This is a genomic window from Microbacterium psychrotolerans (assembly GCF_031085295.1).
Classification (GTDB): domain Bacteria; phylum Actinomycetota; class Actinomycetes; order Actinomycetales; family Microbacteriaceae; genus Microbacterium; species Microbacterium psychrotolerans.
In genome coordinates, this window is record NZ_JAVFWO010000006.1 from 43,772 (window position 1) to 65,468 (window position 21,697).

General features: G+C 71.1%; 25 protein-coding genes. 13 read left to right on the plus strand and 12 right to left on the minus strand.

Going from position 1 to position 21,697, the window contains the following annotated elements:
• Positions 1–17 precede the first annotated feature (17 nt).
• The 5 genes from nadA to Q9R08_RS17825 all read left to right on the plus strand — a co-directional run bounded on the left by nadA (position 18) and on the right by Q9R08_RS17825 (position 6,215).
• Positions 18–1,370: a quinolinate synthase NadA gene (gene nadA / locus Q9R08_RS17805; RefSeq protein ID WP_308869508.1), complete on the plus strand. Its 1,353-nt coding sequence runs from the start codon at positions 18–20 to the stop codon at positions 1,368–1,370.
• Positions 1,367–3,142 (plus strand): L-aspartate oxidase, encoded by a 1,776-nt coding sequence (nadB, locus tag Q9R08_RS17810; RefSeq protein ID WP_308869509.1) that lies wholly within the window; start codon positions 1,367–1,369, stop codon positions 3,140–3,142. The genes nadA and nadB overlap by 4 nt, the downstream gene beginning before the upstream one ends.
• Positions 3,136–3,993 (plus strand): carboxylating nicotinate-nucleotide diphosphorylase, encoded by an 858-nt coding sequence (gene nadC / locus Q9R08_RS17815; protein WP_308869510.1) that lies wholly within the window; start codon positions 3,136–3,138, stop codon positions 3,991–3,993. Before nadB ends, nadC begins: the two co-directional genes overlap by 7 nt.
• A 25-nt stretch (positions 3,994–4,018) precedes the next feature.
• Positions 4,019–5,188 (plus strand): cysteine desulfurase family protein, encoded by a 1,170-nt coding sequence (locus Q9R08_RS17820; protein ID WP_308869708.1) that lies wholly within the window; start codon positions 4,019–4,021, stop codon positions 5,186–5,188.
• A gap of 73 nt (positions 5,189–5,261) precedes the next feature.
• The gene (locus Q9R08_RS17825) at positions 5,262–6,215 is read left to right on the plus strand and encodes a glycosyltransferase family 2 protein (protein ID WP_308869511.1); all 954 of its coding nucleotides are present in this window, start codon (positions 5,262–5,264) and stop codon (positions 6,213–6,215) included.
• Between the two features lie 18 nt (positions 6,216–6,233).
• Here the strand turns inward: Q9R08_RS17825 and Q9R08_RS17830 are convergent, their stop codons facing one another.
• Positions 6,234–8,252 carry an ABC transporter ATP-binding protein gene (locus Q9R08_RS17830; RefSeq protein ID WP_308869709.1) on the minus strand — a complete coding sequence of 673 codons (2,019 nt, stop codon included), beginning with the start codon at positions 8,250–8,252 and terminating at the stop codon, positions 6,234–6,236.
• A 47-nt stretch (positions 8,253–8,299) separates the two neighbouring features.
• Here Q9R08_RS17830 and Q9R08_RS17835 point away from each other — a divergent pair, with 47 nt between their 5' ends.
• The 3 genes from Q9R08_RS17835 (at position 8,300) to Q9R08_RS17845 (ending at position 10,879) form a co-directional block, all read left to right on the plus strand.
• A complete protein-coding gene (locus Q9R08_RS17835; protein ID WP_308869513.1) occupies positions 8,300–8,509 on the plus strand; it encodes a hypothetical protein in 210 nt (69 codons plus the stop codon).
• Positions 8,510–8,642: 133 nt separating this feature from the next.
• Positions 8,643–10,175 carry a DHA2 family efflux MFS transporter permease subunit gene (locus Q9R08_RS17840; RefSeq protein WP_308869514.1) on the plus strand — a complete coding sequence of 511 codons (1,533 nt, stop codon included), beginning with the start codon at positions 8,643–8,645 and terminating at the stop codon, positions 10,173–10,175.
• A gap of 107 nt (positions 10,176–10,282) precedes the next feature.
• Positions 10,283–10,879 carry a carboxymuconolactone decarboxylase family protein gene (locus Q9R08_RS17845; RefSeq protein WP_308869515.1) on the plus strand — a complete coding sequence of 199 codons (597 nt, stop codon included), beginning with the start codon at positions 10,283–10,285 and terminating at the stop codon, positions 10,877–10,879.
• Here Q9R08_RS17845 and Q9R08_RS17850 read toward each other — a convergent pair.
• The 6 genes from Q9R08_RS17850 to Q9R08_RS17875 form a co-directional block, all read right to left on the minus strand.
• Complete coding sequence (locus tag Q9R08_RS17850; RefSeq protein ID WP_308869516.1) at positions 10,866–11,375, minus strand: hypothetical protein; 510 nt, start codon at positions 11,373–11,375, stop codon at positions 10,866–10,868. The two genes, Q9R08_RS17845 and Q9R08_RS17850, sit on opposite strands and share 14 nt — an antisense overlap.
• Positions 11,376–11,406: 31 nt before the next feature.
• Positions 11,407–11,529, minus strand: a complete 123-nt coding sequence (locus Q9R08_RS17855) for a hypothetical protein (protein WP_308869517.1) — start codon at positions 11,527–11,529, stop codon at positions 11,407–11,409.
• A gap of 54 nt (positions 11,530–11,583) precedes the next feature.
• Complete coding sequence (locus tag Q9R08_RS17860; protein ID WP_308869518.1) at positions 11,584–12,420, minus strand: DNA-formamidopyrimidine glycosylase family protein; 837 nt, start codon at positions 12,418–12,420, stop codon at positions 11,584–11,586.
• 39 nt (positions 12,421–12,459) lie between these two features.
• The gene (locus tag Q9R08_RS17865) at positions 12,460–12,771 is read right to left on the minus strand and encodes a hypothetical protein (RefSeq protein WP_308869520.1); all 312 of its coding nucleotides are present in this window, start codon (positions 12,769–12,771) and stop codon (positions 12,460–12,462) included.
• Positions 12,764–12,955 (minus strand): hypothetical protein, encoded by a 192-nt coding sequence (locus Q9R08_RS17870; RefSeq protein WP_308869521.1) that lies wholly within the window; start codon positions 12,953–12,955, stop codon positions 12,764–12,766. Before Q9R08_RS17870 ends, Q9R08_RS17865 begins: the two co-directional genes overlap by 8 nt.
• Positions 12,956–13,072: 117 nt before the next feature.
• Positions 13,073–13,441: a DUF7882 family protein gene (locus Q9R08_RS17875; RefSeq protein ID WP_308869522.1), complete on the minus strand. Its 369-nt coding sequence runs from the start codon at positions 13,439–13,441 to the stop codon at positions 13,073–13,075.
• A gap of 280 nt (positions 13,442–13,721) precedes the next feature.
• Between Q9R08_RS17875 and Q9R08_RS17880 the strand changes: the two genes are divergently transcribed.
• The 3 genes from Q9R08_RS17880 to Q9R08_RS17890 all read left to right on the plus strand — a co-directional run bounded on the left by Q9R08_RS17880 (position 13,722) and on the right by Q9R08_RS17890 (position 15,835).
• On the plus strand, positions 13,722–14,075 hold the full coding sequence (locus Q9R08_RS17880; protein ID WP_308869523.1) for a MarR family winged helix-turn-helix transcriptional regulator: 354 nt from the start codon (positions 13,722–13,724) through the stop codon (positions 14,073–14,075).
• Between the two features lie 95 nt (positions 14,076–14,170).
• Entirely contained in the window at positions 14,171–14,956 is a 786-nt protein-coding gene (locus Q9R08_RS17885) for an EI24 domain-containing protein (protein WP_308869524.1), read from the plus strand.
• A 96-nt stretch (positions 14,957–15,052) separates the two neighbouring features.
• A complete protein-coding gene (locus Q9R08_RS17890; protein ID WP_308869526.1) occupies positions 15,053–15,835 on the plus strand; it encodes a patatin-like phospholipase family protein in 783 nt (260 codons plus the stop codon).
• Positions 15,836–15,860: 25 nt separating this feature from the next.
• Here Q9R08_RS17890 and Q9R08_RS17895 read toward each other — a convergent pair whose 3' ends face one another.
• Together Q9R08_RS17895 and Q9R08_RS17900 are read right to left on the minus strand one after the other, a co-directional pair.
• Positions 15,861–16,661 (minus strand): DUF1206 domain-containing protein, encoded by an 801-nt coding sequence (locus Q9R08_RS17895; protein ID WP_308869527.1) that lies wholly within the window; start codon positions 16,659–16,661, stop codon positions 15,861–15,863.
• Between the two features lie 64 nt (positions 16,662–16,725).
• Positions 16,726–17,523, minus strand: coding sequence for a phosphatase PAP2 family protein (locus Q9R08_RS17900; RefSeq protein ID WP_308869529.1), 798 nt, complete (start codon positions 17,521–17,523; stop codon positions 16,726–16,728).
• Positions 17,524–17,544: 21 nt separating this feature from the next.
• On the opposite strand from Q9R08_RS17900, the gene Q9R08_RS17905 reads away from it, so the two are divergent.
• Entirely contained in the window at positions 17,545–18,918 is a 1,374-nt protein-coding gene (locus tag Q9R08_RS17905) for an NAD(P)-binding protein (RefSeq protein ID WP_308869530.1), read from the plus strand.
• A gap of 17 nt (positions 18,919–18,935) precedes the next feature.
• Here the strand turns inward: Q9R08_RS17905 and Q9R08_RS17910 are convergent, their stop codons facing one another.
• Positions 18,936–19,241: an NIPSNAP family protein gene (locus Q9R08_RS17910; RefSeq protein WP_308869531.1), complete on the minus strand. Its 306-nt coding sequence runs from the start codon at positions 19,239–19,241 to the stop codon at positions 18,936–18,938.
• 209 nt (positions 19,242–19,450) lie between these two features.
• Between Q9R08_RS17910 and Q9R08_RS17915 the strand changes: the two genes are divergently transcribed.
• Positions 19,451–19,801 (plus strand): LysR family transcriptional regulator, encoded by a 351-nt coding sequence (locus Q9R08_RS17915; protein ID WP_308869533.1) that lies wholly within the window; start codon positions 19,451–19,453, stop codon positions 19,799–19,801.
• A gap of 72 nt (positions 19,802–19,873) precedes the next feature.
• Here the strand turns inward: Q9R08_RS17915 and Q9R08_RS17920 are convergent, their stop codons facing one another.
• Both Q9R08_RS17920 and ychF read right to left on the minus strand, forming a co-directional pair.
• Positions 19,874–20,563, minus strand: a complete 690-nt coding sequence (locus tag Q9R08_RS17920; RefSeq protein WP_308869534.1) for an alpha/beta fold hydrolase — start codon at positions 20,561–20,563, stop codon at positions 19,874–19,876.
• Between the two features lie 60 nt (positions 20,564–20,623).
• Positions 20,624–21,697 (minus strand): redox-regulated ATPase YchF, encoded by a 1,074-nt coding sequence (gene ychF / locus Q9R08_RS17925; protein WP_308869535.1) that lies wholly within the window; start codon positions 21,695–21,697, stop codon positions 20,624–20,626.

Genomic DNA, 21,697 nt, shown 5'->3' on the forward strand with positions numbered 1-21,697 from the left:
CGAACGGAGCGCCCGATATGCCTGCCGTCAACATCACCCTCACGCCTCGACCCGAGCTCGATGCCTCCGTGGATCACGCGATCCAGGCGATCATCGCGGGCGCGTCGACCGGCGAGACCTGCAACACCGATCTCGCCGCCGGACCGTGGGACTTCGACACGCGCCCCGGTTACGGCCCCGGCTCGTCGATGGGCGACGTCATCCCGACCGGGTCCCCGCGCCAGGGCGAGCTGCCCCGCGAGTACCGCGAGGCTTCCGAGGCGGAGCTCGCCGAACGCGTCCGCATCGCCAAGGCGACCTTGGGCGACCGCGTCGTGGTGCTCGGCCACTTCTACCAGCGCGAAGAGGTCGTGGTGCACGCCGACTACGTGGGCGACTCGTTCCAGCTCGCGAACGCGGCGCTGGAGCACCCGGATGCGGAGGCCATCGTGTTCTGCGGCGTCCACTTCATGGCCGAGACCGCCGATCTGCTGTCGCGTCCCGAGCAGGCCGTGATCCTGCCGAACCTCGCCGCGGGCTGCTCGATGGCCGACATGGCCGACATCGACCAGGTCGAGGACTGCTGGGAGCAGCTCGCCGAGGTGTACGGCGACATGGACGCCGTCGATGCGAACGGTCTCGTGCCCGTCATCCCGGTCACGTACATGAACTCGTCTGCGGCGATCAAGGGCTTCGTCGGTCGCCACGGCGGCATCGTGTGCACGTCGTCGAACGCACGGACGGTGCTCGAATGGGCGTTCCAGCGCGGCCGCCGGGTGCTCTTCTTCCCCGACCAGCACCTCGGCCGCAACACCGCGAAGGCGATGGGCGTGCCCCTGGAGCAGATGCCGATGTGGAACCCGCGCAAGCCGCTGGGCGGAGCATCCGTCGACGCCATCGAGGACGCGCGCGTCATCCTTTGGCACGGCTTCTGCTCGGTACACCGCCGCTTCTCGGTCGAGCAGATCGAGAAGGCCCGCGCCGAGCACCCCGGCGTACGCGTCATCGTGCACCCCGAGTGCCCCATGGACGTCGTGGACGCGGCCGACGAGGCCGGTTCGACCGACTACATCCGCAAGGCGATCGAGGCGGCCAGCGAGCCCACCGTGTTCGCGATCGGCACCGAGGTCAACCTCGTGCAGCGCCTCGCGGCTGAGCACCCGCAGCACGAGATCTTCTGCCTCGACCCGGTGGTGTGCCCGTGCTCGACGATGTACCGCATCCACCCGGGATACCTCGCGTGGGTGCTCGAGGGGCTCGTCGACGGCGAGGTGCGCAACCGCATCACGGTGCCGCAGGACGTCGCCGACCCGGCACGCCTGGCACTGGAGCGGATGCTGGCGGCAAAGCCCCCGGCAGCTCCGGCGGCCGCCTGGGAGAACGCGTCATGACCCCGCCGGCGGAAGGGCCCCGCGCGATCGTCGTCGGTTCGGGGATCGCCGGACTGCTGACCGCACTGCACGCCGTCGAGCACGGCTGCCGCGTGACTCTCGTCACCAAGGACGTGCTCGAGCACGCCAACACGCGCTACGCGCAGGGCGGGATCGCCGGCGTCATGTTCGACGACGACCGGGTCGAGGATCACGTGCGCGACACGCTCGTGGCGGGTGCCGGGCTCAGCGATTCCGACGCCGTGCGAGTGCTCGTCGACGAGGGCCCCGCGCGCATCCGCGAGCTCATCGCGCTCGGCGTCGCATTCGACCGCGACGCCGCCGGCGGGTTCGTGAAGGGCCTCGAGGCGGCGCACTCGTATCCGCGGATCCTGCACGCGGGCGGCGACGCCACCGGCACCGCGATCGAGAAGGCGCTGGTCGCCGGGCTGCGCGCGAGCGACGTCACCGTGATCGAGCACGCCTTCCTGGTCGGCCTCGTGCTCGACGCATCCGCGCCCGCCACGGGCCCACGACGGGTCACCGGGGTGGAGCTTCTGGTCGGCGAGACGGATGCCGCCCCCGGCCGTCGCGAGACGCTCCACGCGGATGCTGTGGTGCTGGCAACGGGCGGCGCGGGCGAGCTGTACGCGCACTCGACCAACCCCGAGGTGGCGACGGGCGACGGCATCGCCGCGGCGATCCGCGCCGGAGCGGAGGTCGCCGACCTCGAGTTCTTCCAGTTCCACCCGACGGTACTCGAAGGCAAGGCTGACGCCGCCGGGCCCGCCGTGGGCGACTCCTTCCTGGTGTCGGAGGCCGTGCGCGGCGAGGGCGCGACGCTCGTCGACGAGAACGGACGCCGGTTCGTGTTCGACGCCCACCCCGACGGCGAGCTGGCGCCCCGCGACGTCGTCGCGCGGGCGATCGCCCGGCAGATGGACGCACAGGGCGGACGCCCGGTGCTCCTCGACGCGACGCACATCCACTCCGCCGACACAGACGAGCGCGCAGCGTTCCTCGCACGGCGCTTCCCGACCATCGACCGGGCCGTCCGCGAGCGGGGTCTCGACTGGGCGCGCGAGCCGATCCCGGTGACGCCGGCCGCCCACTACCTCATGGGAGGCGTGGCCACCGACCTGTTCGGCCGTACGTCCCTCCCCGGCCTCTACGCCGTGGGCGAGGTAGCCCGCACCGGCGTGCACGGAGCCAACCGCCTCGCGTCGAACTCGCTGCTCGAGGGCGCCGTGTTCGGCGCACGTGCCGGCGATGTGATCGCCGCCGACGCGGCATCCGGCGCGTGGACCGGCTCGAAGCGTTCCCTCACGTCGCTGCTCTCCTCGCTCGACGACGGGGAGCCCACGCCGCCCGACGCGCTCGACGAGCGGGCGTCGCACACGCCCGGCGTTACGGATCGCACTCCCGCCCCCGCGGCGCCGTTCTCGCGGCGAGCGCTGCAGCAGCTCATGTGGGAGGACGCGGGGCTGGTGCGCGACGAGGAGGGACTCGCGCACGCGGCATCCCTCATCTCGCACTGGCGCGCGCAGCTGCGTACCCCGCTCACCGAGCACGAGTTCGAGGACGAGAACCTCCTTCTCGTCGCGGCGCGGGTCGTCGCCGCGGCCCGCGCTCGCCGGGAGTCTGTCGGCGCGCACTTCCGGTCCGACGATCCTGCGACCGCAACTCCTCGGGATTCGCGCGCCGCCGCAGCCACGGTCGCTCCCGTCGCGTCGGTCGCTGCGCTTCGGAGGAGTTCGGAACGTCCGGTCGCCGAGGAGGCGGTCGCATGCTGACCCCGGCTGTCATCGACCGCACGGTCGCAGCCGCGCTCGAGGAGGACGCGCCGTGGGGCGACCTCACGAGCGAGGCGCTGATCCCCGAGAACGCGGTCGCCCGTGCCGACCTGGTGGCGCGGGAACGGGGTGTGTTCTCGGGGGGCGAGGTGTTCGCGGCCGCGTTCCGCCTGACGGATCCCACCATCGACGTCCAGCTCGTCGTCGAGGACGGCGAGTGGTTCGAGCCCGGCGCGGTGCTCGCGGTCGTCACCGGCGGCGCCCGCGGAGTGCTCACGGCCGAGCGCATCGGGCTCAACTTCGTCCAGCGCATGTCGGGCATCGCGACGCTCACAGGCACCTACGTCGCGGAGGTGGCCCACACCGGCGCGCGCATCGTCGACACGCGCAAGACGACGCCGGGCCTGCGCGCGTTCGAGCGCAAAGCCGTCCGCGATGGGGGTGGGCGCAACCACCGTCACTCGCTGTCGGACGCCGTCATGGCGAAGGACAATCACCTGGCCGTGCTGGCCCAGAAGGGGGTCTCGCCCACGGCGGCGCTGCTGGCCGCGAAGGACCTCCTCCCCCACACCACGCACATCGAGGTCGAGGTCGACCGGCTCGATCAGATCGAGCCCGTGCTCGCTGCCGGCATCGGCACGATCATGCTGGACAACTTCTCGATCGACGAGCTGCGCGCCGGCGTCGCCCAGGTCGCGGGGCGCGCGACGGTCGAGGCGTCGGGCGGCGTGTCGCTCGAGACGGTGCGCGCCATCGCCGAGACCGGCGTCGACGTGATCTCGGTCGGCGCCCTCACCCACTCCGCCCGCGCGCTCGACCTGGGGCTCGACGTGCGCATCGACGCCCCCTGAACCACGAGAGCGGCACCCGATGAGCATGCTCTACCTCGACAACGCGGCAACGACCCCGGTGCGCCCGGAGGTGCTCGAGGCGATGATGCCGTACCTCACCCGCTGGTACGGCAATCCGTCGAGCCACCACACCGTGGGCGAGGCGGCCGCCGACGCCCTGGCGGACGCCCGGGCGCGCGTCGCCCGCGTGCTCGGACTCCGCGCCGGCGACATCGTCTTCACATCCGGCGGCACCGAGGCCAACAACCTCGCCATCAAGGGCATCCCCGTCGCGGCAGCACTGCGCCGTGGCGGCGCCGTAGGCGCCCTGCGCCCCGCGCACGTCGTCACGACGCCGATCGAGCACGAGTCGGTGCTCGAATCCGTCGCCTACCTCGAGCGGGTGCACGGCTTCGCGGTGACCTCCGTGCCGGTCGACCAGCACGCGCGGGTGTCGACGGATGCCGTGACCCAGAGTCTGCGCGACGACACCGTGCTCGTGAGCATCGGGTATGCCAACAACGAGGTCGGGACGGTCCAGGATGCCGCGGCCCTCGCGGCCGCGCTCCGCGAGCGGCGGGTGCCGCTGCACCTGGACGCCGTGCAGGCGGCGGGCTGGCTGACGCTGTCGGCGACGGAGCTCGGCTACGACGCGATCTCCCTCGCCGGGCACAAGGTCGGCGCCCCCAAGGGCACCGGGGTGCTCGGCGTCCGCGGCCGGATCCCGCTCGAGCCGCTGCTGCACGGCGGCGGGCAGGAGCGCGGCCGACGCAGCGGCACCGAGGACGTCGCCGGCGCGGTCGGATTCGCCACCGCGCTGGAGCTCGCGGAGGCGGAGCGCGTCGAGGCATCGGCCCGCGTCGGCGCCATCCGGGACCGCTTCATCGCGCGGGTGCTGGACCGCGTGCCGTCGGCACGACTCACGGGCGACCCCGTGAACCGGCTCGCCGGCACGGCGAGCTTCACCTTCGCGGGCACGAGCGGCGAAGCCGTGCTGCTCGAGCTGGAACGGCGCGGAGTCGTCTCGTCGAGCGGGTCGGCCTGCGCCGCGGGCAGCGACGAGCCGTCTCATGTGCTCCTTGCGATGGGCATCGCCCCCGAGCTCGCGCAGACGGCCGTGCGGTTCACGTTCCCCCGCTGGCTCACCGCGCCCCTGGACGCCGTCGCCGATGCGGTGGAGGCATCCGTGGCCGCTGTCTCGACCCCCGGTCGCTGAGCACGTGCCGGCGAGACGGGCTGTCGTGCCCGCTGCGGAGCCCGGTGCTCGGCGGCGCCCGTAGGATCGGGACGTGAACCCCGCCGTGACCGTCATCGTCCCGGGCTACGACGTGGCCGCCTACGCCGCCGAGGCGCTGGACTCGCTCCGCGCACAGACCCGCACCGACTGGACGGCGATCCTCGTCGACGACGCGTCGACGGACGGCACCGGGACCCTGTTCGACGCCGCCGCCGCCGAGGACGACAGGTTCCAGGTGGTCCACCATCCGCAGCAGAGCGGGCTGGGCGCGGCGCGCAACAGCGGGCTCGAGCTGGTGCGCACGCCCTTCGTCGGCTTCCTCGACGCCGACGACCGCCTCACGCCGCACGCCCTCGAGCGGCTCGTCGGGACGCTCACCGCCAGCGGCAGCGACTTCGCCCTCGGCGCGTACGTGCGTCTGCGTCCCGACACGGCCGGCGGGTACACCGCCGGGATCGTGCAGCCGTGGGTGGCCGCGGCGACCGACCCGGCGCGCCTCGGCACCACGCTCGACCAGCACCCCGAGGCATCGGGCAACATCGTCGCGTGGTCGAAGGTGAGCCGGACCGACCTGTGGCAGCGCACCGGCCTGCGGTTCCCCGTGGGCAGGGCCTACGAGGACCAGATCGTCGCGCAGCAGATGTACACCCGTGCGCGCGCCTTCGACGTCATCCCCGACGTCGTCGTCGAGTGGCGCGAGCGTGCGGACGGGTCGTCGATCACCCAGCACAAGGGCGAGCTGCCGGTGCTCCGCGACTACCTCGACGCACTGATGGGCGGGATCGCGGTGCTGGATGCCGCCGGGCAGACGCGGGCGGCGGCATCCCGTGTGCGGCTCATCCTCACGATGGACCTGCCGCCCCTCGTCGACCTGGCGCGCGACCACGTCGACGACGCCTATCGACGCGACCTCGGAGCCTTCGCACGCGGCCTGTGGGCGCGCACGGACGGTGCGGATCTGCCCGAACCTGCCGCGACCGCCGTCGCCGCAGCACGGCTGTGGTGACCTCGGTCTGACCCGGCCTCAGTCCTCCGGCCAGTCCGCGTCGCGGATGACGGCTCGGCCGGAAGTGAGCACCTCGTCGGGCGTGACCACGGTGAGGTCCGGCGCGACGTCGGCCCGGCGGTCGGGATGGTCGGCCGACGGCTCGGCGTCCTCGGCCTCGAGGATCTTTGTCGTGGCGAGCTGCTGCGCCGCGAGCTCGGTGTAGAGCCCGCCGGCGGCGAGCAGCGAGGCATGCGTGCCCGACTCGACGATGCGCCCCGCCTCGACCACGTGGATGACGTCGGCGGCGATCACCGTCGACAGGCGGTGAGCTATCGACAGCGTGGTGCGGCCCCGGGCCGCGGCGTCGAGCGCCTCCTGCACGACCCGCTCCGACACGGTGTCGAGCGCCGACGTGGCCTCGTCGAGGAGCAGCACGGGCGGGTCCTTCAGCAGCACGCGCGCGATGGCGATGCGCTGCTTCTCGCCGCCCGACAGTCGGTAGCCGCGCTCGCCGACGACCGTGTCGTACCCGTTCTCGAACCGCTCGATGACGTGATGGATGTTGGCCGCGCGGCAGGCCGCCTCGAGCTCGGCATCCGTCGCCTCCGGCTTGGCGTAGCGGAGGTTCTCGCGGATGGTCGCGTGGAACAGGTACGTCTCCTGCGACACGATGCCCACGTTGTCGACGATCGACTCCTGCTGGAGGCGCCGCACGTCCTCCCCGGCGAACAGCACGGATCCGCCGGATGCCTCGTACAGACGCGGCGTCAGATAGAGCACGGTCGTCTTGCCGGCGCCGGATGGCCCGACGAAGGCGACGTGCTGGCCCGGCTCCGCGACGAACGACACGCCGCGCAGCGTCGCACGGCTGTCGGCGGCGGCATCCGGATAGCGGAACACGACGTCGCGGAACTCGATGCGGCCGAGCGGGCCCGGCGCGTCCGCCACCGAGATCGCGCCGGGATCGTCGCGGATCGCCGGCACCAGGTCGAGGTACTCGAAGATGCGCGCGAACAGCGCCGACGAGGTCTGCAGGTCGAGCGACACGCGCATGAGGCCCATGAGCGGCATGAGCAGCCGCGCCTGCACGGTGGTGAACGCCACGATCGTGCCGGCGGTGATGGCATCGCTGCCGCCGCCGATCAGATAGCCCGAGACGAGGTAGATGATCGCCGGGACACTCGCCATGATGACCTGCACGACTGCGAAGAAGCCCTGGCCGCTCATCGCGCGCCGCACCTGAAGGCGCACCTGGTTGAGGTTCTCGTGGGCGTAGCGGGTCGCCTCGGTGCGCTGCCGGTTGAACGACTTCGACAGCAGGATGCCCGAGACGCTCAGCGTCTCCTGCGTGATCGCCGTCAGCTCCGACAGCGACTCCTGGGTCTCCCCGGCGATGCGCGCCCTCACCTGGCCGACACGGCGCTGCACGAGCACCAGGAACGGCATGAGCACGACGGCGATGATGGTCAGCCGCCAGTCGATGAGGATCATGGCGACCAGTGAGGCGACGACCGTGACGGTGTTGCCGAGGATGCTCGTCACCGTGTTCGTGAGCACGCCGGAGACGCCGCCCACGTCGTTCTGCAGGCGCGATTGGATCACCCCGGTCTTGGTGCGGGTGAAGAAGCCGAGCTCCATCGACTGCAAGTGGTCGAACAGCTTCACGCGCAGATCGCCCGTGACACGGTTGCCGACGGTGGACGTGAGCCAGGTCTGGACCACCCCGAGCCCCGCCGAGAGCAGGAAGAGCGCGATCATCGCGACCACGAGCTTCCACAGCAGCCCCAGGTCGGGCGGCGATCCGTCGAGCGGGAACAGCGCGTCGTCGAACACCCGCTGCACCAGCAGCGGCGGGATGACGGCGATGCCCGCCCCGGCGACGACCAGGAGGCCGGTGATGACGATCGACCACTTGTATGGTCGGAAGAGCCCGACGACCCGCTTGCCCAGATCGGGGATCTCGGGCGCCTCGGCGTTCGCCCGCCGCTGCGCGTCGGTGTCGACCGGCCGGAAGCCGGGGTGCCCGCCCCCGCCTCCACCCCCACCGCCGCGCATGCTCACATGGCCAGCCTAATGAGCGCTGCCGACGCTAGGCTCGAGCCATGACCTCGACTCCCGACGCCCCCGAACACGACGGCAGCGACCTCGCCGAGCTGCGCGAGGAGATCGACGCGCTCAAGGCCATCCCGCACGAGGAGATCGTCAACCCGCTCCCGAAGAACCTCGAGGACCGCGAGCCCGAGGCCGAGCCGACCGACGCGATCGGCTCGGAGCGGTGGGACGACACGGAGCCCCGGCGCTCCGGCAGCTGATCCGAACGGTCATCCGCAGGCCGACCGACGTTCCCTGAATCGGGAATGGGATGTCGGAACCTGAGGTTATGGTGAGAGCTTGCCATCCTCGGGTGGCACTTCGCTGTCCATCCGAGCCTCGAGGAGACGACCTATGGCCGCCATCGATACGACCCCCGGAACAGGCAGCATCGCCGCCGTCCCGCGCGCCACCGCCCCGGGCGCCACACCCAAGCTCGGTCCCCGTGAGAGCCGGGTCATCTGGCTGCTGCTGGCCGCCGCGTTCGTCGCGATCCTCAACGAGACCACGATGGGCGTCGCGATCCCGCACCTCATCACCGACCTCGGCATCACAGCGCTGTCGGCGCAGTGGCTGACGACGGCGTTCATGCTGACAATGGCCGTGGTCATCCCGATCACCGGCTTCCTGCTGCGCCGCTTCACCACGCGCACGATGTTCGTCGCCGCGATGGGGCTCTTCTCGACCGGAACGCTCCTCGCCTTCCTGTCGCCGGGCTTCCCGATGCTGCTCGTCGCGCGCGTGGTTCAGGCGTCCGGCACCGCCATCATGATGCCGCTGCTCATGACGACCCTCATGACCGTCGTGCCGGCTGCCATCCGCGGCCGCATGATGGGCCGCGTCAGCATCGTGATCTCGCTCGCCCCGGCGATCGGCCCGACCCTTGCGGGCGCCATCCTCAACAACTTCGAGTGGCGCTGGATCTTCGGAATGGTGCTGCCGATCGCGATCGTCGCCCTCGTCGTCGGCGCGCGGTGGATCCACAACCTCGGCGAGACGACGCACGCTCGCATCGACGTCCTCTCGGTGATCCTCTCGGCGCTCGGCTTCGGCGGACTGGTCTTCGGCCTCAGCCAGCTGGGCGCCGGCGGTCACGGCAGCGGAGCGGATGCCGCGGCCGCGAGCGCCGCCTCCACCACCACCCTCGTCGTATCGCTGTCGGTGGGAGTGGTGGCGCTGGGCCTGTTCGGCTGGCGTCAGCTCGTCCTGCAGCGCAAGGACGACGCACTGCTCGATCTGCGCGTGTTCCGCAGCGCGAACTTCTCGCTGTCCATCGGGCAGATGGCGATCATGTCGATGGCGTTCTTCGGCGCCATCACCGTGGTTCCGCTCTACGTCCAGGACGTGCTGCAGGTCGACCCGCTCACCACGGGCCTCGTCGTGCTGCCGGGAGCGCTCGCGATGGGTCTGGCCGGCCCCTTCATCGGTCGCATCTACGACCGCTGGGGCACGACGGTGCTGCTGGTGCCCGGCGCCGTGATCACGAGCGCGATGCTGTGGTTCTACACGAGCTTCGGTTCCGAGACGCCGGTGTGGCTGGTCGCGGTGGCGCAGACGGTGCTGTCGCTCGGCCTGGCGCTGTCGTTCACGCCGCTGTTCACGGCGTCGCTCGCGTCACTGCAGCCGAAGTTCTACTCGTACGGGTCGGCGGTCGTCGGCACCGTGCAGCAGGTCGCGGGCGCGGCCGGCATCGCGCTGATGTTCGGCGTGATGGCCGCAGCGAGCGCCGCTGCGACGTCGTCGGGTGCCGACGAGGTCGCCGCGGGCGCGGCCGGAACGCACGCCGCGTTCCTCACGGCCGCATTCCTGTCGCTGCCGCTGCTCGTCGGCGCGTTCCTCATCCGCAAGCCGGCCGACCAGCCGATGGGCGCGCCCATCGCGCACTGATCGCGCGGACGCGCCGGTCAAGGTATCAGGTGGATGCCCCGCCCCTCGACAAGGGGTGGGGCATCCGTCATTCTGGTTGCGCCCGAATCCGACGGGAAGGCGCGACAATGATCGTCAGCACTCCAGACCTCGACGGCGTCACCGGCCACGCTGCCGACATGTACGACAGCGACCGGAGCGGCGACGGCTTCGTCTTCGCTTACACCCGCGCGATGGCGGTGAACCCCGAGGCGCACCAGGCCTTCGAGACCCTGATCCGGGCGATCGTGCCGTCGATCGGCCTGCGCACGTATGAACTCGCCACGCTCGGCGCGGCCCGCGCGATCGGCTCGGAGCACTGCCTCCTTGCGCACGGCCGCAGGAGCCTGCGTGCCGGCCTGTTCGACGAGGACCAGCTGGCGCGCCTCGCGCGCGACGGTGTCGAAGCCGACCTCGACGAGCGTGACCGCGCGGTGCTCTCCTACTCCGAGAAGCTGTCGACGGATGCCGCGGCCATGACGGATGCTGACTCCGCACGTCTGCGCGAGGTGGGGTTCACCGACCGCGAGATCGTCGACATCACCCTCGCCGCGGCCGCACGGAACTTCTTCAGCCGGGCGCTGCTCGCTCTGGCGGTTCCGGTCGACGACGTGCCGGGCCTCACTCCCGAGCTCATCGCGGCGCTGCGGGCACCGGGCGACGCGGCGCGCGTCAGTGGTGGATGATCGCCTTCAGCAGGATGAGCGCCCCGCCGAACGCGGCGGTGACCACGGCGCTGAGAATGCGCGGGAGCCAGTGCGTGCTCCAGCGCGCGACGGCGATCCACCCCAGCGCGCCCAGGAGCACGGTGTTGACGATCAGCGCCACCCAGAGAGCGAGGCTGTCGTCGATCACCCGGGTCGCTCCGAGAAGCAGGATGAGCAGCGGGGGCACCGCGGCGAGGAGCATGCCGCCCGACTGATGGGCGGAGGCGCTGAGGCTCGCGCGCAGTCCGGCCTTACCGTCTGTGGCCGCGAGGCGACCGAGCGTGCCGGCGAAGACGTGGGCCGCGAAGAACACGATCACCGTCACGCCGACGGTGATCAGGGCGTCGACGGCGGTGCCGGTCGAGGAGCCGCTGACCACGATCATGCCGGAGACGAGGATGAGTCCGTAGATCGCCTCCTCCGACATGAGGATGCGACCCACGCGCGGGGTGATGTGGAGCTGGTCGTCGGTCATCGACGGCGCGTGGCGGTGTTCGTGCGTCAGGTCAGTCGATGCTGCAGCTGCCGCCGCCGCAGCACGAACCCGCGGAGTCGACGACGGTGAGGAGGTTCTTGTCGTCGGGCACGGGCGCGAGCGTGAGGGAGGCCGGCTGCTGCGAAGTCGTCATGACGTCCATGCTACCCAGGTCCGTCGGCTACGGGGGTGCTTGCATCCCCCGGTGTCAGAGCGGCACTCCGCCGTTCTGACAGGTCGGGCAGTACTGCGCGGACGTGCCCGAGAACGTGAGATCGAGGATCGTGTCGCCGCACACCGGGCAGGCTTCACCGCTGCGCCCGTGCACGCGCATCGCGGCGACCTTCTGCGCCTTCAGCTGGTCGATCGGCACTCCGCTGCGAGCCGCGATGGCGTCTCGGACGGTCGTGACCGTCGCCTCGAACAGGCGATCGGTGGCCGCGGGGTCGAGGGCCGCTGCGTGCGTCACCGGCGACTGGCGGGCGAGGTGGAGGATCTCGTCGGAGTAGGCGTTGCCCACGCCGGCGAGCGACTCCTGCTCCTGAAGGATCGCCTTGACCTGCTTGCGTCTCCCTCCCAGCGCGGCGTCGAACTGAGCACGGCTGAAGGCCGGGTCAGCCGGATCGGGGCCGAGCTTCGCGATGGCGGGGACCTCGTCCGCGCTGTCGACCACGAAGAGGCCGAGCGACACCCAGGATCCGGCATCCGTGACCTGCAGAGCGACGTCGCCCGACAGCTCGAGTGTGGCGAGGGCCGGCGGCGCCTCGGCCGGGTGTTCGGATCCGGCGCTCTCGGAGTCGGTGAGCCAGCGCATCCACCCGTGACGGCCGAGCGACACCACGAGACTCCCCTCGTCGAGGAGGAGTTCGACATGCTTTCCGTGACGCGTTGCGCCGGTGATCGTGCGTCCGGCGATGCCGGCGGGCGGCGCGCTCCTCGTCTTGACGGTGCGGAACTCCAGCACATCGACGGCGCGGATCTCACGGCCCGATGCCTCGTCGGCGAGGAACCGCGCGAGAGCCTCGACCTCTGGCGACTCAGGCATGGCCCCATCCTGCCATCGCCCGCCGACACCGCGCGGGGGTCACGCGTGAGCGGGCGGCCGGTGGGGAATCGGGTCGGGCTTCAGCGCGCCGAGACTGCGGCACTGCTCCAGCATCTGCACCGCGGCGAGGAAGAGCATCTCCAGCGACGCGAACCGCGCCGTGCCGCAGCCCACCGACACCCAGACGGCTTCGTACATGCCGTCGTCGTGCTGCTCCACGTAGGCGACCAGACTGGACGGCCCGCCGCGGCCGATCGCCTGGTCGCGCAGCCTCCACGCACGATCGGCGAGAGGGGTCAGCACCAGCTGATGGATGTCGTCGCGCATGTTCGACTCGGCGCTCTCACTCATGCCGGTCCGCCGGCATCGGGCCCCACCAAGGGTGCTCGCGAGAGGAGCGCTGGCGCCGGCGCTCAGCGGCGTCGGTGCGTGCGGACCGCTCCCCTGCCCCCGGTGCGCGCGGCGATTCGGGCGCCGATACGTCGTTCGGCGTCGGCTTCTGCGCGACGTGCTCGCCGGCGATGGGTTCGGTCATCGTCAACCTCCTGCGCTCTGAGGATGCGGCTTCACGGCCTCCAGGGCAAAGGGGTTGACAGCGCACCCGCGCGCCGTCCGCCTGCCCCGTCGAGGGCAGCGCGACCGGGGCACGCGGTCAGGCGGCCGGCTGAGCCACCTCCGGCCGCTGCGGTTCCTGGCGAGGCAGGCCATCGCCCGACGCCGCGAGCGGACGGACGTCCGCAAGGTCGAGGACGAGTCCGCCATTGGAACTGGCGGCAGCCGCCAGGCTCGCGAGGAGAGCGTGATCGATCGCCGGTTCTTCGATCGTCTCGAACACGAAGCGCAACGGGATGGACGGCTCCAGCCACACCGACGAACGGCCGCTGCCGTCGGGGTGCCGCCAGGTCAGCATGAAGCTCTCGTTGCGACGCAGCTTGGTCGCCACGACGAGTTTGACGTGTGCGAGGAGATGTTCCGGCATGTGGACCGGATCGCCCTCGGCACCGTAGATCAGTTCAGCCATGGTGCTGTTCCTTCCGAAGGCCAGACCCCTATGATACTTCGGCATCGAACTATTCGGTCATGAGAGTTTTGCCATCGAGTATTTCATTCACGCGAATTTCATGGTCCAATAGGACCCCTGCGCCAGGGTGACGCACAGGGCAGAGAGGGGCCAGGTCGTGGTGGATCACACGGGGACATCCGCATCGACGGAAACCGGCCGGCCTGATGTCGCCGGCATCCTCGAGCATCTCCGTCTGGCAGAGGCGAAGCTCAATCGCCAGCGGGAGCAGCAGAGCGGTATGACCGAGACCGATCGCGCTGCGATGCGGTACCTGCTGGAGCGTGAGGACTCCGAAGAGGTCACACCCGGCAGGATCGCGCGCGCCCTGCATCTCTCGCCCGCCTCCGGGACGGCTCTCATCGATCGCCTGGTGGCACGCGGTCTCGTGGTCGTGCACGGCCACCCTCATGACCGCCGCAAGAAGCTCGTTCGTCCGCTCGACGGCGACATCGACCTCGACCACCTGGATCCGCTCACGATGCGACTGCGCTCCATCGCTGCGAAACTCACGTCCGGCGACGCGCGGATCGTGGCGACGTTCCTCGAGGACGTGCTCGCCACCGTCACGCACGCCACTGCGCCCTCGCACTGATCGCCGGGCGCCGATGCCTGTCGACCACGCACCCCGCACAAGGCACCGAGGCTGCGTCGCGCGAGGGTCCGAGCCTCGACCGTAGGCTGAGACCGATGCGCGAGTTCGTCAGAGGAGTGGCCATCCTGGGCCGCGGCTTCGCCACGTGGCGGCGCCGCCCCGGCCTCATGGTGCTGGGTCTGCTGCCCGCGGCCATCGTCGGCATCCTGTTCCTCGCGGGACTCATCGCACTGAGCGCCTCGCTGCCCGGACTCACCGACGCGATGACGCCGTTCGCCGACGGCTGGCCCAGCCTGTGGGCGACGGTCTTCCGCATCGCCGTCGGCACGGCACTGCTCGGGGCGGCGCTCGTGCTGGTGGTCGTCACGTTCACCGCCGTGACGCTGCTTGTCGGCGACCCGTTCTACGAGCGCATCTGGAGAGCCGTCGAGACGGATGCCGGAGCCGCGCCTCCCGATGCCCGCTACGGATTCTGGCGCTCGGTCGTCGACGGACTGTCGCTCGTCGGTCGGGGGGTGGGGGTCGCCCTGCTCGCCGCGCTCATCGGGCTCGTGCCGGTGGTGGGCGGCGCGCTCAGCGCCGTGTTCGGCGTGACCCTGACCGGATGGCTGGTGGCCGATGAGCTGACGTCGCGGGCGTTCACGGCGCGGGGCATGGCGCGGCCGGCGCGACGGCGGCTGATGCGCCGCCACCGCGGTCGCGTCCTGGGCTTCGGCGTGGCCACGCAGCTGACGTTCCTGGTTCCGCTCGGCGCCGTAGCCACGATGCCGGCCGCGGTGGCGGGTGCGGCGCTGCTGGCGCGATCGATGCTCGACGCGGACCCCTGGCAGACGGAGCCTCCGCGCGGCCCGGACCGCGAGCTCGGCATCCGTCCCGCCTGATCGCGGATCGAAGGGCACCGCACGATCGCGTGCATCCACAGTCGGCACCCATCCGCCCGGTGCTAGCTTGGCTGCGCATGACGAGCGGAGGACCACGTGGGCGACGACCCTGATCTCGGGCTCGTGCTCGGCGGCGGCGGCGCTTTCGGCGCCGCGCACGTGGGCGTCCTGCAGGTCCTCGCCGAGCGAGGCATCGAGCCGGGGATCGTCACGGGAACGAGCTCGGGCGCGCTCATCGGCGCCGCCTACGGCGCCGGCCTCGAGCTGGACGCCATCGACCGCGCCGCACGGGGGTTCCGCTGGGCCGCGATCGCACGCTGGTCACTGGCTCCCCGGTGGGGCCTGCTCGACACGACCCCCATCGTCGACGCCGTCTCGCGCACGCTCGGCGAGGACCCGCTCATCGAGGACCTGCCGCGTCACTTCGCCGCGTTCGCCACCGACCTGCGCACCCGGCGCGGCGTCATCCTCGACAGTGGCCCGCTGAGCCTCGCGCTCCGGGCGACGGTCGCCGTGCCGGGCCTGCTCCCACCCGTGCGGCGAGGCCGCGAGCTGCTCGCCGACGGCGGGATGATCGACAACGTGCCCGTCGCGGCCGCTCGCGCGCTCGGCGCGTCGCGCGTCATCGTCGTGCGCCTGCACGCGAAGTGGGAGAACGTGCGCATGATGCGGACCGTCACTCGCACGGCGGAACTCGTCGAGGACCCCTCGGTGGTGCTGGTCCAGCCCGAGATGGAGGGCATGGCGCAGTGGACGATGTCCGACGTGCCCCGTCTCATCGCCGAAGGGCGTCGCGCCGCGATAACGGCGCTGGACGGCGCACAGTGGGGCCGCCGGAGCATTGCGGCGTCAGATGACGGGCGGCCGGAGAGCGGCTGAACGCGATCGAGCATCGCGGCCCGGCTCACATCCGGGCATAGCGGGCACGCGCGAAGCAGAACAGGCCGTAGATGATGAGCCCCGCCGCGACCACCCAGAGGATCACCGGCCCGAACGGCAGCTCGGCGAGCGCGTGCAGGGCGCCGTCAAGTCCTCCGGCCTTCTCGGGGTCGTGGGTGAGCGCCGCCGCGACGAAGAGCACTCCGGTGACCGCGACCGCCACGCCCTTCGCGACGTAGCCCACCACGCCGAACGTCACGATGCCCGTGCGCACGGCACCGGCAGGAAGATCGAGGTGCTTCTCGAAAGCGCGGGTGAACCCGCGGACGACGAAGGCGATGCCGATGGCGAGCACGATGAGCCCGATCAGCACGAGCAGGATCAGGCCGCCGGTCGTGGCCATCAGCTGCGCGCTGAGGCTCTGCGACGACTGCGAGGAGTCGGACTGGCCACCGAGCGCGTACACGAGCGCGGTGAAGGCGATCGCGAGGTAGACCACCGCGGTGCCGGCGAACTTCACCCGATGACCCCACTTCTTCTTGGTGTCGGCGTCCCGCGCGAGGAACGCCTCCGCGATCTGCCACGCGGCGAGGGCCACCAGTCCGATCACGATCGCCCAGAGGAGCACCACGCCGGCCGGAGAATCCCGGATCGCCTCCATCGCGCCGCCCTGGTCCGCCTCGCCCCCGCCGCCCATCGCGACCGGGATCGCGATGGCGCCGATCACGATGTGCAGCACGCCGAGCACGACGTAGCCGATGCGGGCGATCGTGCGGAAGACGGGTGATTCCGTCGCGGAGCGCGCGGCGTTCTTGGCAGTGGTCATGGCCGAAGCGTATCCAGGGGCCGAACCCCGGCGGAGGGGGTTGCAATCGGGCGGGATCCGGGCATCAGGCCACCGCGCGAGAGGACGGCGTCGCCCGGCGGATCCGGTAGGCCTGGACGGCACTCCACACCAGCGTCGCCACCGCGACGCCCTCCAGCATTCCCGCGACCACGTCGCTCAGCCAGTGCGCGTGAAGATAGGTCCGGCTCCACATCATGTAGAGAACCCAGAACGCGCCGAGAAGCCACACGTACCAGCGCCGCAGCAGCAGCCCGAGCGTGACCGCCATCGTCGTCGCAACGGCGGTGTGACCGGAGGGGAACGACGTGGCGACGCTCTCGGCGAGCGAGTCCTGAGGCCGCACGCGTGCGATGACGGCGGCCATAGGCGCGCCGATCGCCACGACGACGATGATCGCGCTCGCGAGCGTCACGGCATCCCACCGTCTTCGCTGCCACACGAAGATCGCCACGAGCAGGATGCCGATCACGATCACCCCGATGGTGCCGCCGACGACGGCGGGAACCCAGGCTGTGACGATGCCGACCTCATGGAGAGTCGCGACCATGACGTCATGCCACCACAGGTCGGCCGGGAGCGGTTCGTGCCCACCGAGCGCGACGACGAAGCGCAGCACGACGAAGGCGACCGTCGCGACCACCCCCACGACGAGGACGACGGCCCGGTGGGGCTCCGGGTGCGGAAGACGTTCCACGGACGAGGACGCGTAGGGCGCCGCCGTCCCCTGACCCTCGTCGTCGCTCACCAGCCCATTGTCGATGCGCCCGGCGTCTTCGCCGTCGCTCTTGCCCACGGGCACCCTGTCGGTGTAGCGCCGCGGCAGCCCATTGACGCGGATCACCGCCACTGCTCTGATGAGCGCATGGAGGGGATCGTCGACGTCGACTACCTGGTGGTCGGCGCAGGAGCGATGGGGATGGCGTTCGTCGACGCCCTCACCGCCCACGCCGACGTCTCGGTCGCGATCGTCGACCGTCGTCACGGCGCGGGCGGCCACTGGCTCGACGCCTACGGGTTCGTGCGGCTGCACCAGGCCTCGGCCTTCTACGGCGTCGCGTCGACGCTGCTGGGCGGCGGCCGCGTGCAGTCCGACGGCCCCGAGCGCGGTCTGCACGAACGAGCGCGCGCGGCAGAGGTGACGGAGTACTACGCGCGCGTCCTGACCCGTCTCACGGCGACCGGGCAGGTCGTGTTCCACTCGCGCTCCGAGTACCTGGGCGACCGCCGGTTCGCGTCGCTGCTCAGCGGGCGGCGGTTCCGCGCACCCCGGGCGCGGGTGGTGGACGCCGCGTACCTGTCACCCGACATCCCCGCCCTCACTCCCCCGCCGTTCGCCGTGGAGGACGGCGCCCGCGTGATCGCCGTGAACGAGCTGGTCCGCATCCGTCACGCCCCCGAGCACTTCGTGATCGTGGGCGCAGGAAAGACCGCGACCGACACGTGCGTGTGGCTGTTGCAGAACGGCGTCCCACCGGACCGGATCACCTGGGTGCGACCGCGCGATCCGTGGCTGCTCAACCGCGCGGTGGTGCAGCCCGACCCCGCGGTCTTCCTGGGCATGGCCGCCGATACGATGGCCGCCGCGGCGGCAGCGGCCAGCGCCGAGGACGTCTTCCTGCGGATGGAGGATGCCGGGATCATGCTGCGGATCGACCCGACGGTGACGCCGACGATGGCCAAGACCCCCACCCTCGCGACGTGGGAGCTCGACCTCGTCAGGACGATCGAGGATGTCCTCCGCCGCGGTCACCTGCGCGCCGTCGGTCCGGGACGCCTCGTCTTCCCCGACGGCGACGTGCGGGTCCCCGCAGATACGCTCGTCGTGCACTGCGCGGCCGAGGGCCTGAAATACCCCGGCCTCCGGCCGATCTGGACCCCGCATGCGATCACCCCGCAGCCGGTGCGGGTGGGTTTCCCGTGCTTCGGGGCCGCCCTCACCGGTTACGTCGAGGCCACGCGCGACCGTGACGAGGAGAAGAACCGCGTGTGCCGGCCGTCGCCGTACTCGAACACGCCCGCCGACTGGACCACGATGCAGGTGATCGGCGGGGATGCGTCGCTCGCGATGACCAGGGAGACCGACCTGCGGGAATGGTCGAACGCCACCACGCTCAACCCTGCCCGAATCCCACCCGACCTCGCCGGTGATCCGTCAGTCCTCGCCGCCAGAGATCGGCTGAAGCAGAACATCGCCGCCGGGAGGGCACGTCTCGCGGCGCTCGCGAACGTCGGGTGACGGGTGCGGTCCGCCGGTCAGTCGAAGACCGGGGTCTGGAAGCGTCGCTCGTAGCGGCGGATGCACTGCGTGTCGCGAGCGAACTGGAAGGCCGCCAGGCATTCCGGATCGCTGCGGGAGGCGATGCGATAGGCCTCGTAATCCGCCATCGAGGGGAAGGTGAACAAAGCGAAGGCCTCGTCGCTGTCGCCCTCGCTCGGCATGAAGTAACCGTGGTGGGTGCCGCCGAGCCGGTTGACCAGCCGGATCCACTCCCGGCCGTACTGCGTGAACTCCTCGAGCTTGTCGGGGTCGATCTCGTAGCGCAGGTGGATGGTGATCACGGTGCTCCGTTCATCGGTCGAGCCGGCTGGGCTGCGAGCGGGGGGATTCGATTGTCGCCGACCTGCGCTCGGCCTGCTGCGGATCCGCGCCGTCTGGCGCACTGCTGGCCGGATCACGCGGACCTTTGGCAGCACGCCGACGTCCGCTCGGCGCGGTCCGGATGCCGGCACGCCCGTATCCTGAGGGCGCAGGCAACGGAAGGCTCGCTGTGAACATCACTCTGCTGGAACGGTTCGTCACGGTCGTCGCCGAAGACCTGCACTTCCCGCGTGCCGCCGATGCCCTCGGCATCCCGCTCGCATCGCTGTACTCGTCGATCGACAAGCTCGAGGCGGAGGTCGGCCACCCGCTCATCACGCGCAGCAAGCCCGCCTGGTCGCTGACCCCGGCGGGAGTGCTCCTCCTCGAAGAGGCGAAGCGCCGGATCGCCGAGGCGCCCCCCGCTGCGCCGAAGCCGAAGGTGCCCGCCGGCGGCAAGGCCAAGGCCTCGAAGGGCAAGGGCCGCGCTCCCGCGGTGAAGGGGCAGCCCAAGCCGTTCAAGAAACGTCAGGGCCGATAGCTCGAGGCGGCTCGCGCCGCCACGACCGCAGCCGCCGCGACGCGGGCCCGCGCGAGCGCTCGGCGAATCGGCTCAGTCCCAGTCGAGGTAGTCCTCGATCGGCCACGCGGTCGCACCGACGTGGGTCACCGGGAACAGGTGCCCGGCTCCCTCGACGTGCGCGACGCTCACCCGATCAGGCGCGGACGCCTGCAGCTCTTCGCCGTTCGACGGAGGGGTCATCCGGTCCTCGGTGCCCTGCACGACGAGCACCGGCACGGCCGGCGCCAGAGAGGACCACTCCAGCTCGGGCGTCGCCTCCAGCGCCGCCCGCTGCATCGACTCGACCTCGGCGTCGCGCGCCTGCGCCGGGATCTCCGACACGTCGGAGCTCAGCTCATCGGTCGCCACCGCCCCCTCGACACCGAGCAGCAGCACGCCGTTGACCCGTCCCGGGTGATCGAGCGACACCGCCCGTGCGACCGAGCCGCCGAACGCGTGACCGCCGACCCACGCGCTCGCCAGCCCCAGGTGCTCCATCACGTCGACCACGTCTTGCGCCAGGTCGTGCATCGAGACCGCCTGGTCGGCGGCGGCACGCGGATGACGGGGGCCGATGCGGACGACGTGGAAGTCCTCCTCCGCCAGGGCGTGCGTCAGCGGGCCCAGGTAGCTGATGTTCAGGCCGCGCCCGGGGATGAGCACGAGAGCCGGGCCGTCGGCCCGTTCGTCGACGTACGGGATCGCGCGGCCGTCGGGCTCGAAGATCTGGGTTTCAGCCAAGGTTTCTGGGTCCTCTCGCGTGGGGGAGTCGCCCGCGCCCGGCTGGGCGCGGTGGGGGCTTCAGACGTTGAACCGGAACTCGACGACGTCGCCGTCCTGCATGATGTAATCCTTGCCCTCGAGACGGGCCTTGCCCTTGGCGCGGGCCTCGACGACCGATCCCGTGGCCACGAGATCGTCGAACGAGATGACCTCGGCCTTGATGAAGCCCTTCTCGAAATCGGTGTGGATCACGCCGGCGGCCTGCGGGGCCTTCCAGCCCTTGCCGATCGTCCAGGCACGGGCCTCCTTCGGGCCCGCGGTGAGGTAGGTCTGCAGCCCGAGCGTGTCGAAGCCGATGCGGGCGAGCTGGTCGAGGCCGGATTCGTCCTGGCCCGTCGAGGCGAGCAGTTCGGCGGCGTCCTCCGGGTCGAGGTCGATGAGCTCGGACTCGATCTTCGCGTCCAGGAACACGGCGTGGGCCGGCGCGACGAGCGCCTCGAGCTCGGCCTTGCGCGCGGCATCCGTCAGCACCGCCTCGTCGACGTTGAAGACGAAGATGAACGGCTTCGCCGTCAACAGGCCGAGCTCCTTGATCGGCGCGAGGTCGATGCCCGATGCCGACAGCAGCACGCCGCGCTCGAGGGCGTCCTTCGCCTCGATCGCGGTGGCGAGCACCGAAGGGTCGAGCTTGCGGCCCTTGACCTCCTTCTCGTACCGCGTGATGGCGCGGTCGAGCGTCTCGAGGTCGGCGAGCTGCAGCTCTGCGTTGATGGTCTCCATGTCGCTCTTCGGGTTGACCGCGCCCTCGACGTGCACCACGTCGTCGTCGGCGAAGCCGCGGACCACCTGCGCGATCGCGTCCGCCTCCCGGATGTTCGCGAGGAACTTGTTGCCCAGCCCCTCCCCCTCCGAAGCGCCGCGGACGATGCCGGCGATGTCGACGAACGACACCGCGGCGGGCAGGATGCGCTCGGAGTGGAAGATCTCCGCCAGCGTGTCGAGCCTCGGGTCGGGCAGGTTGACGACGCCGATGTTGGGCTCGATCGTCGCGAACGGGTAGTTCGCCGCGAGCACCTGGTTCTTGGTCAGGGCATTGAAGAGGGTCGACTTGCCGACGTTCGGGAGACCGACGATTCCGATGGTGAGAGCCAC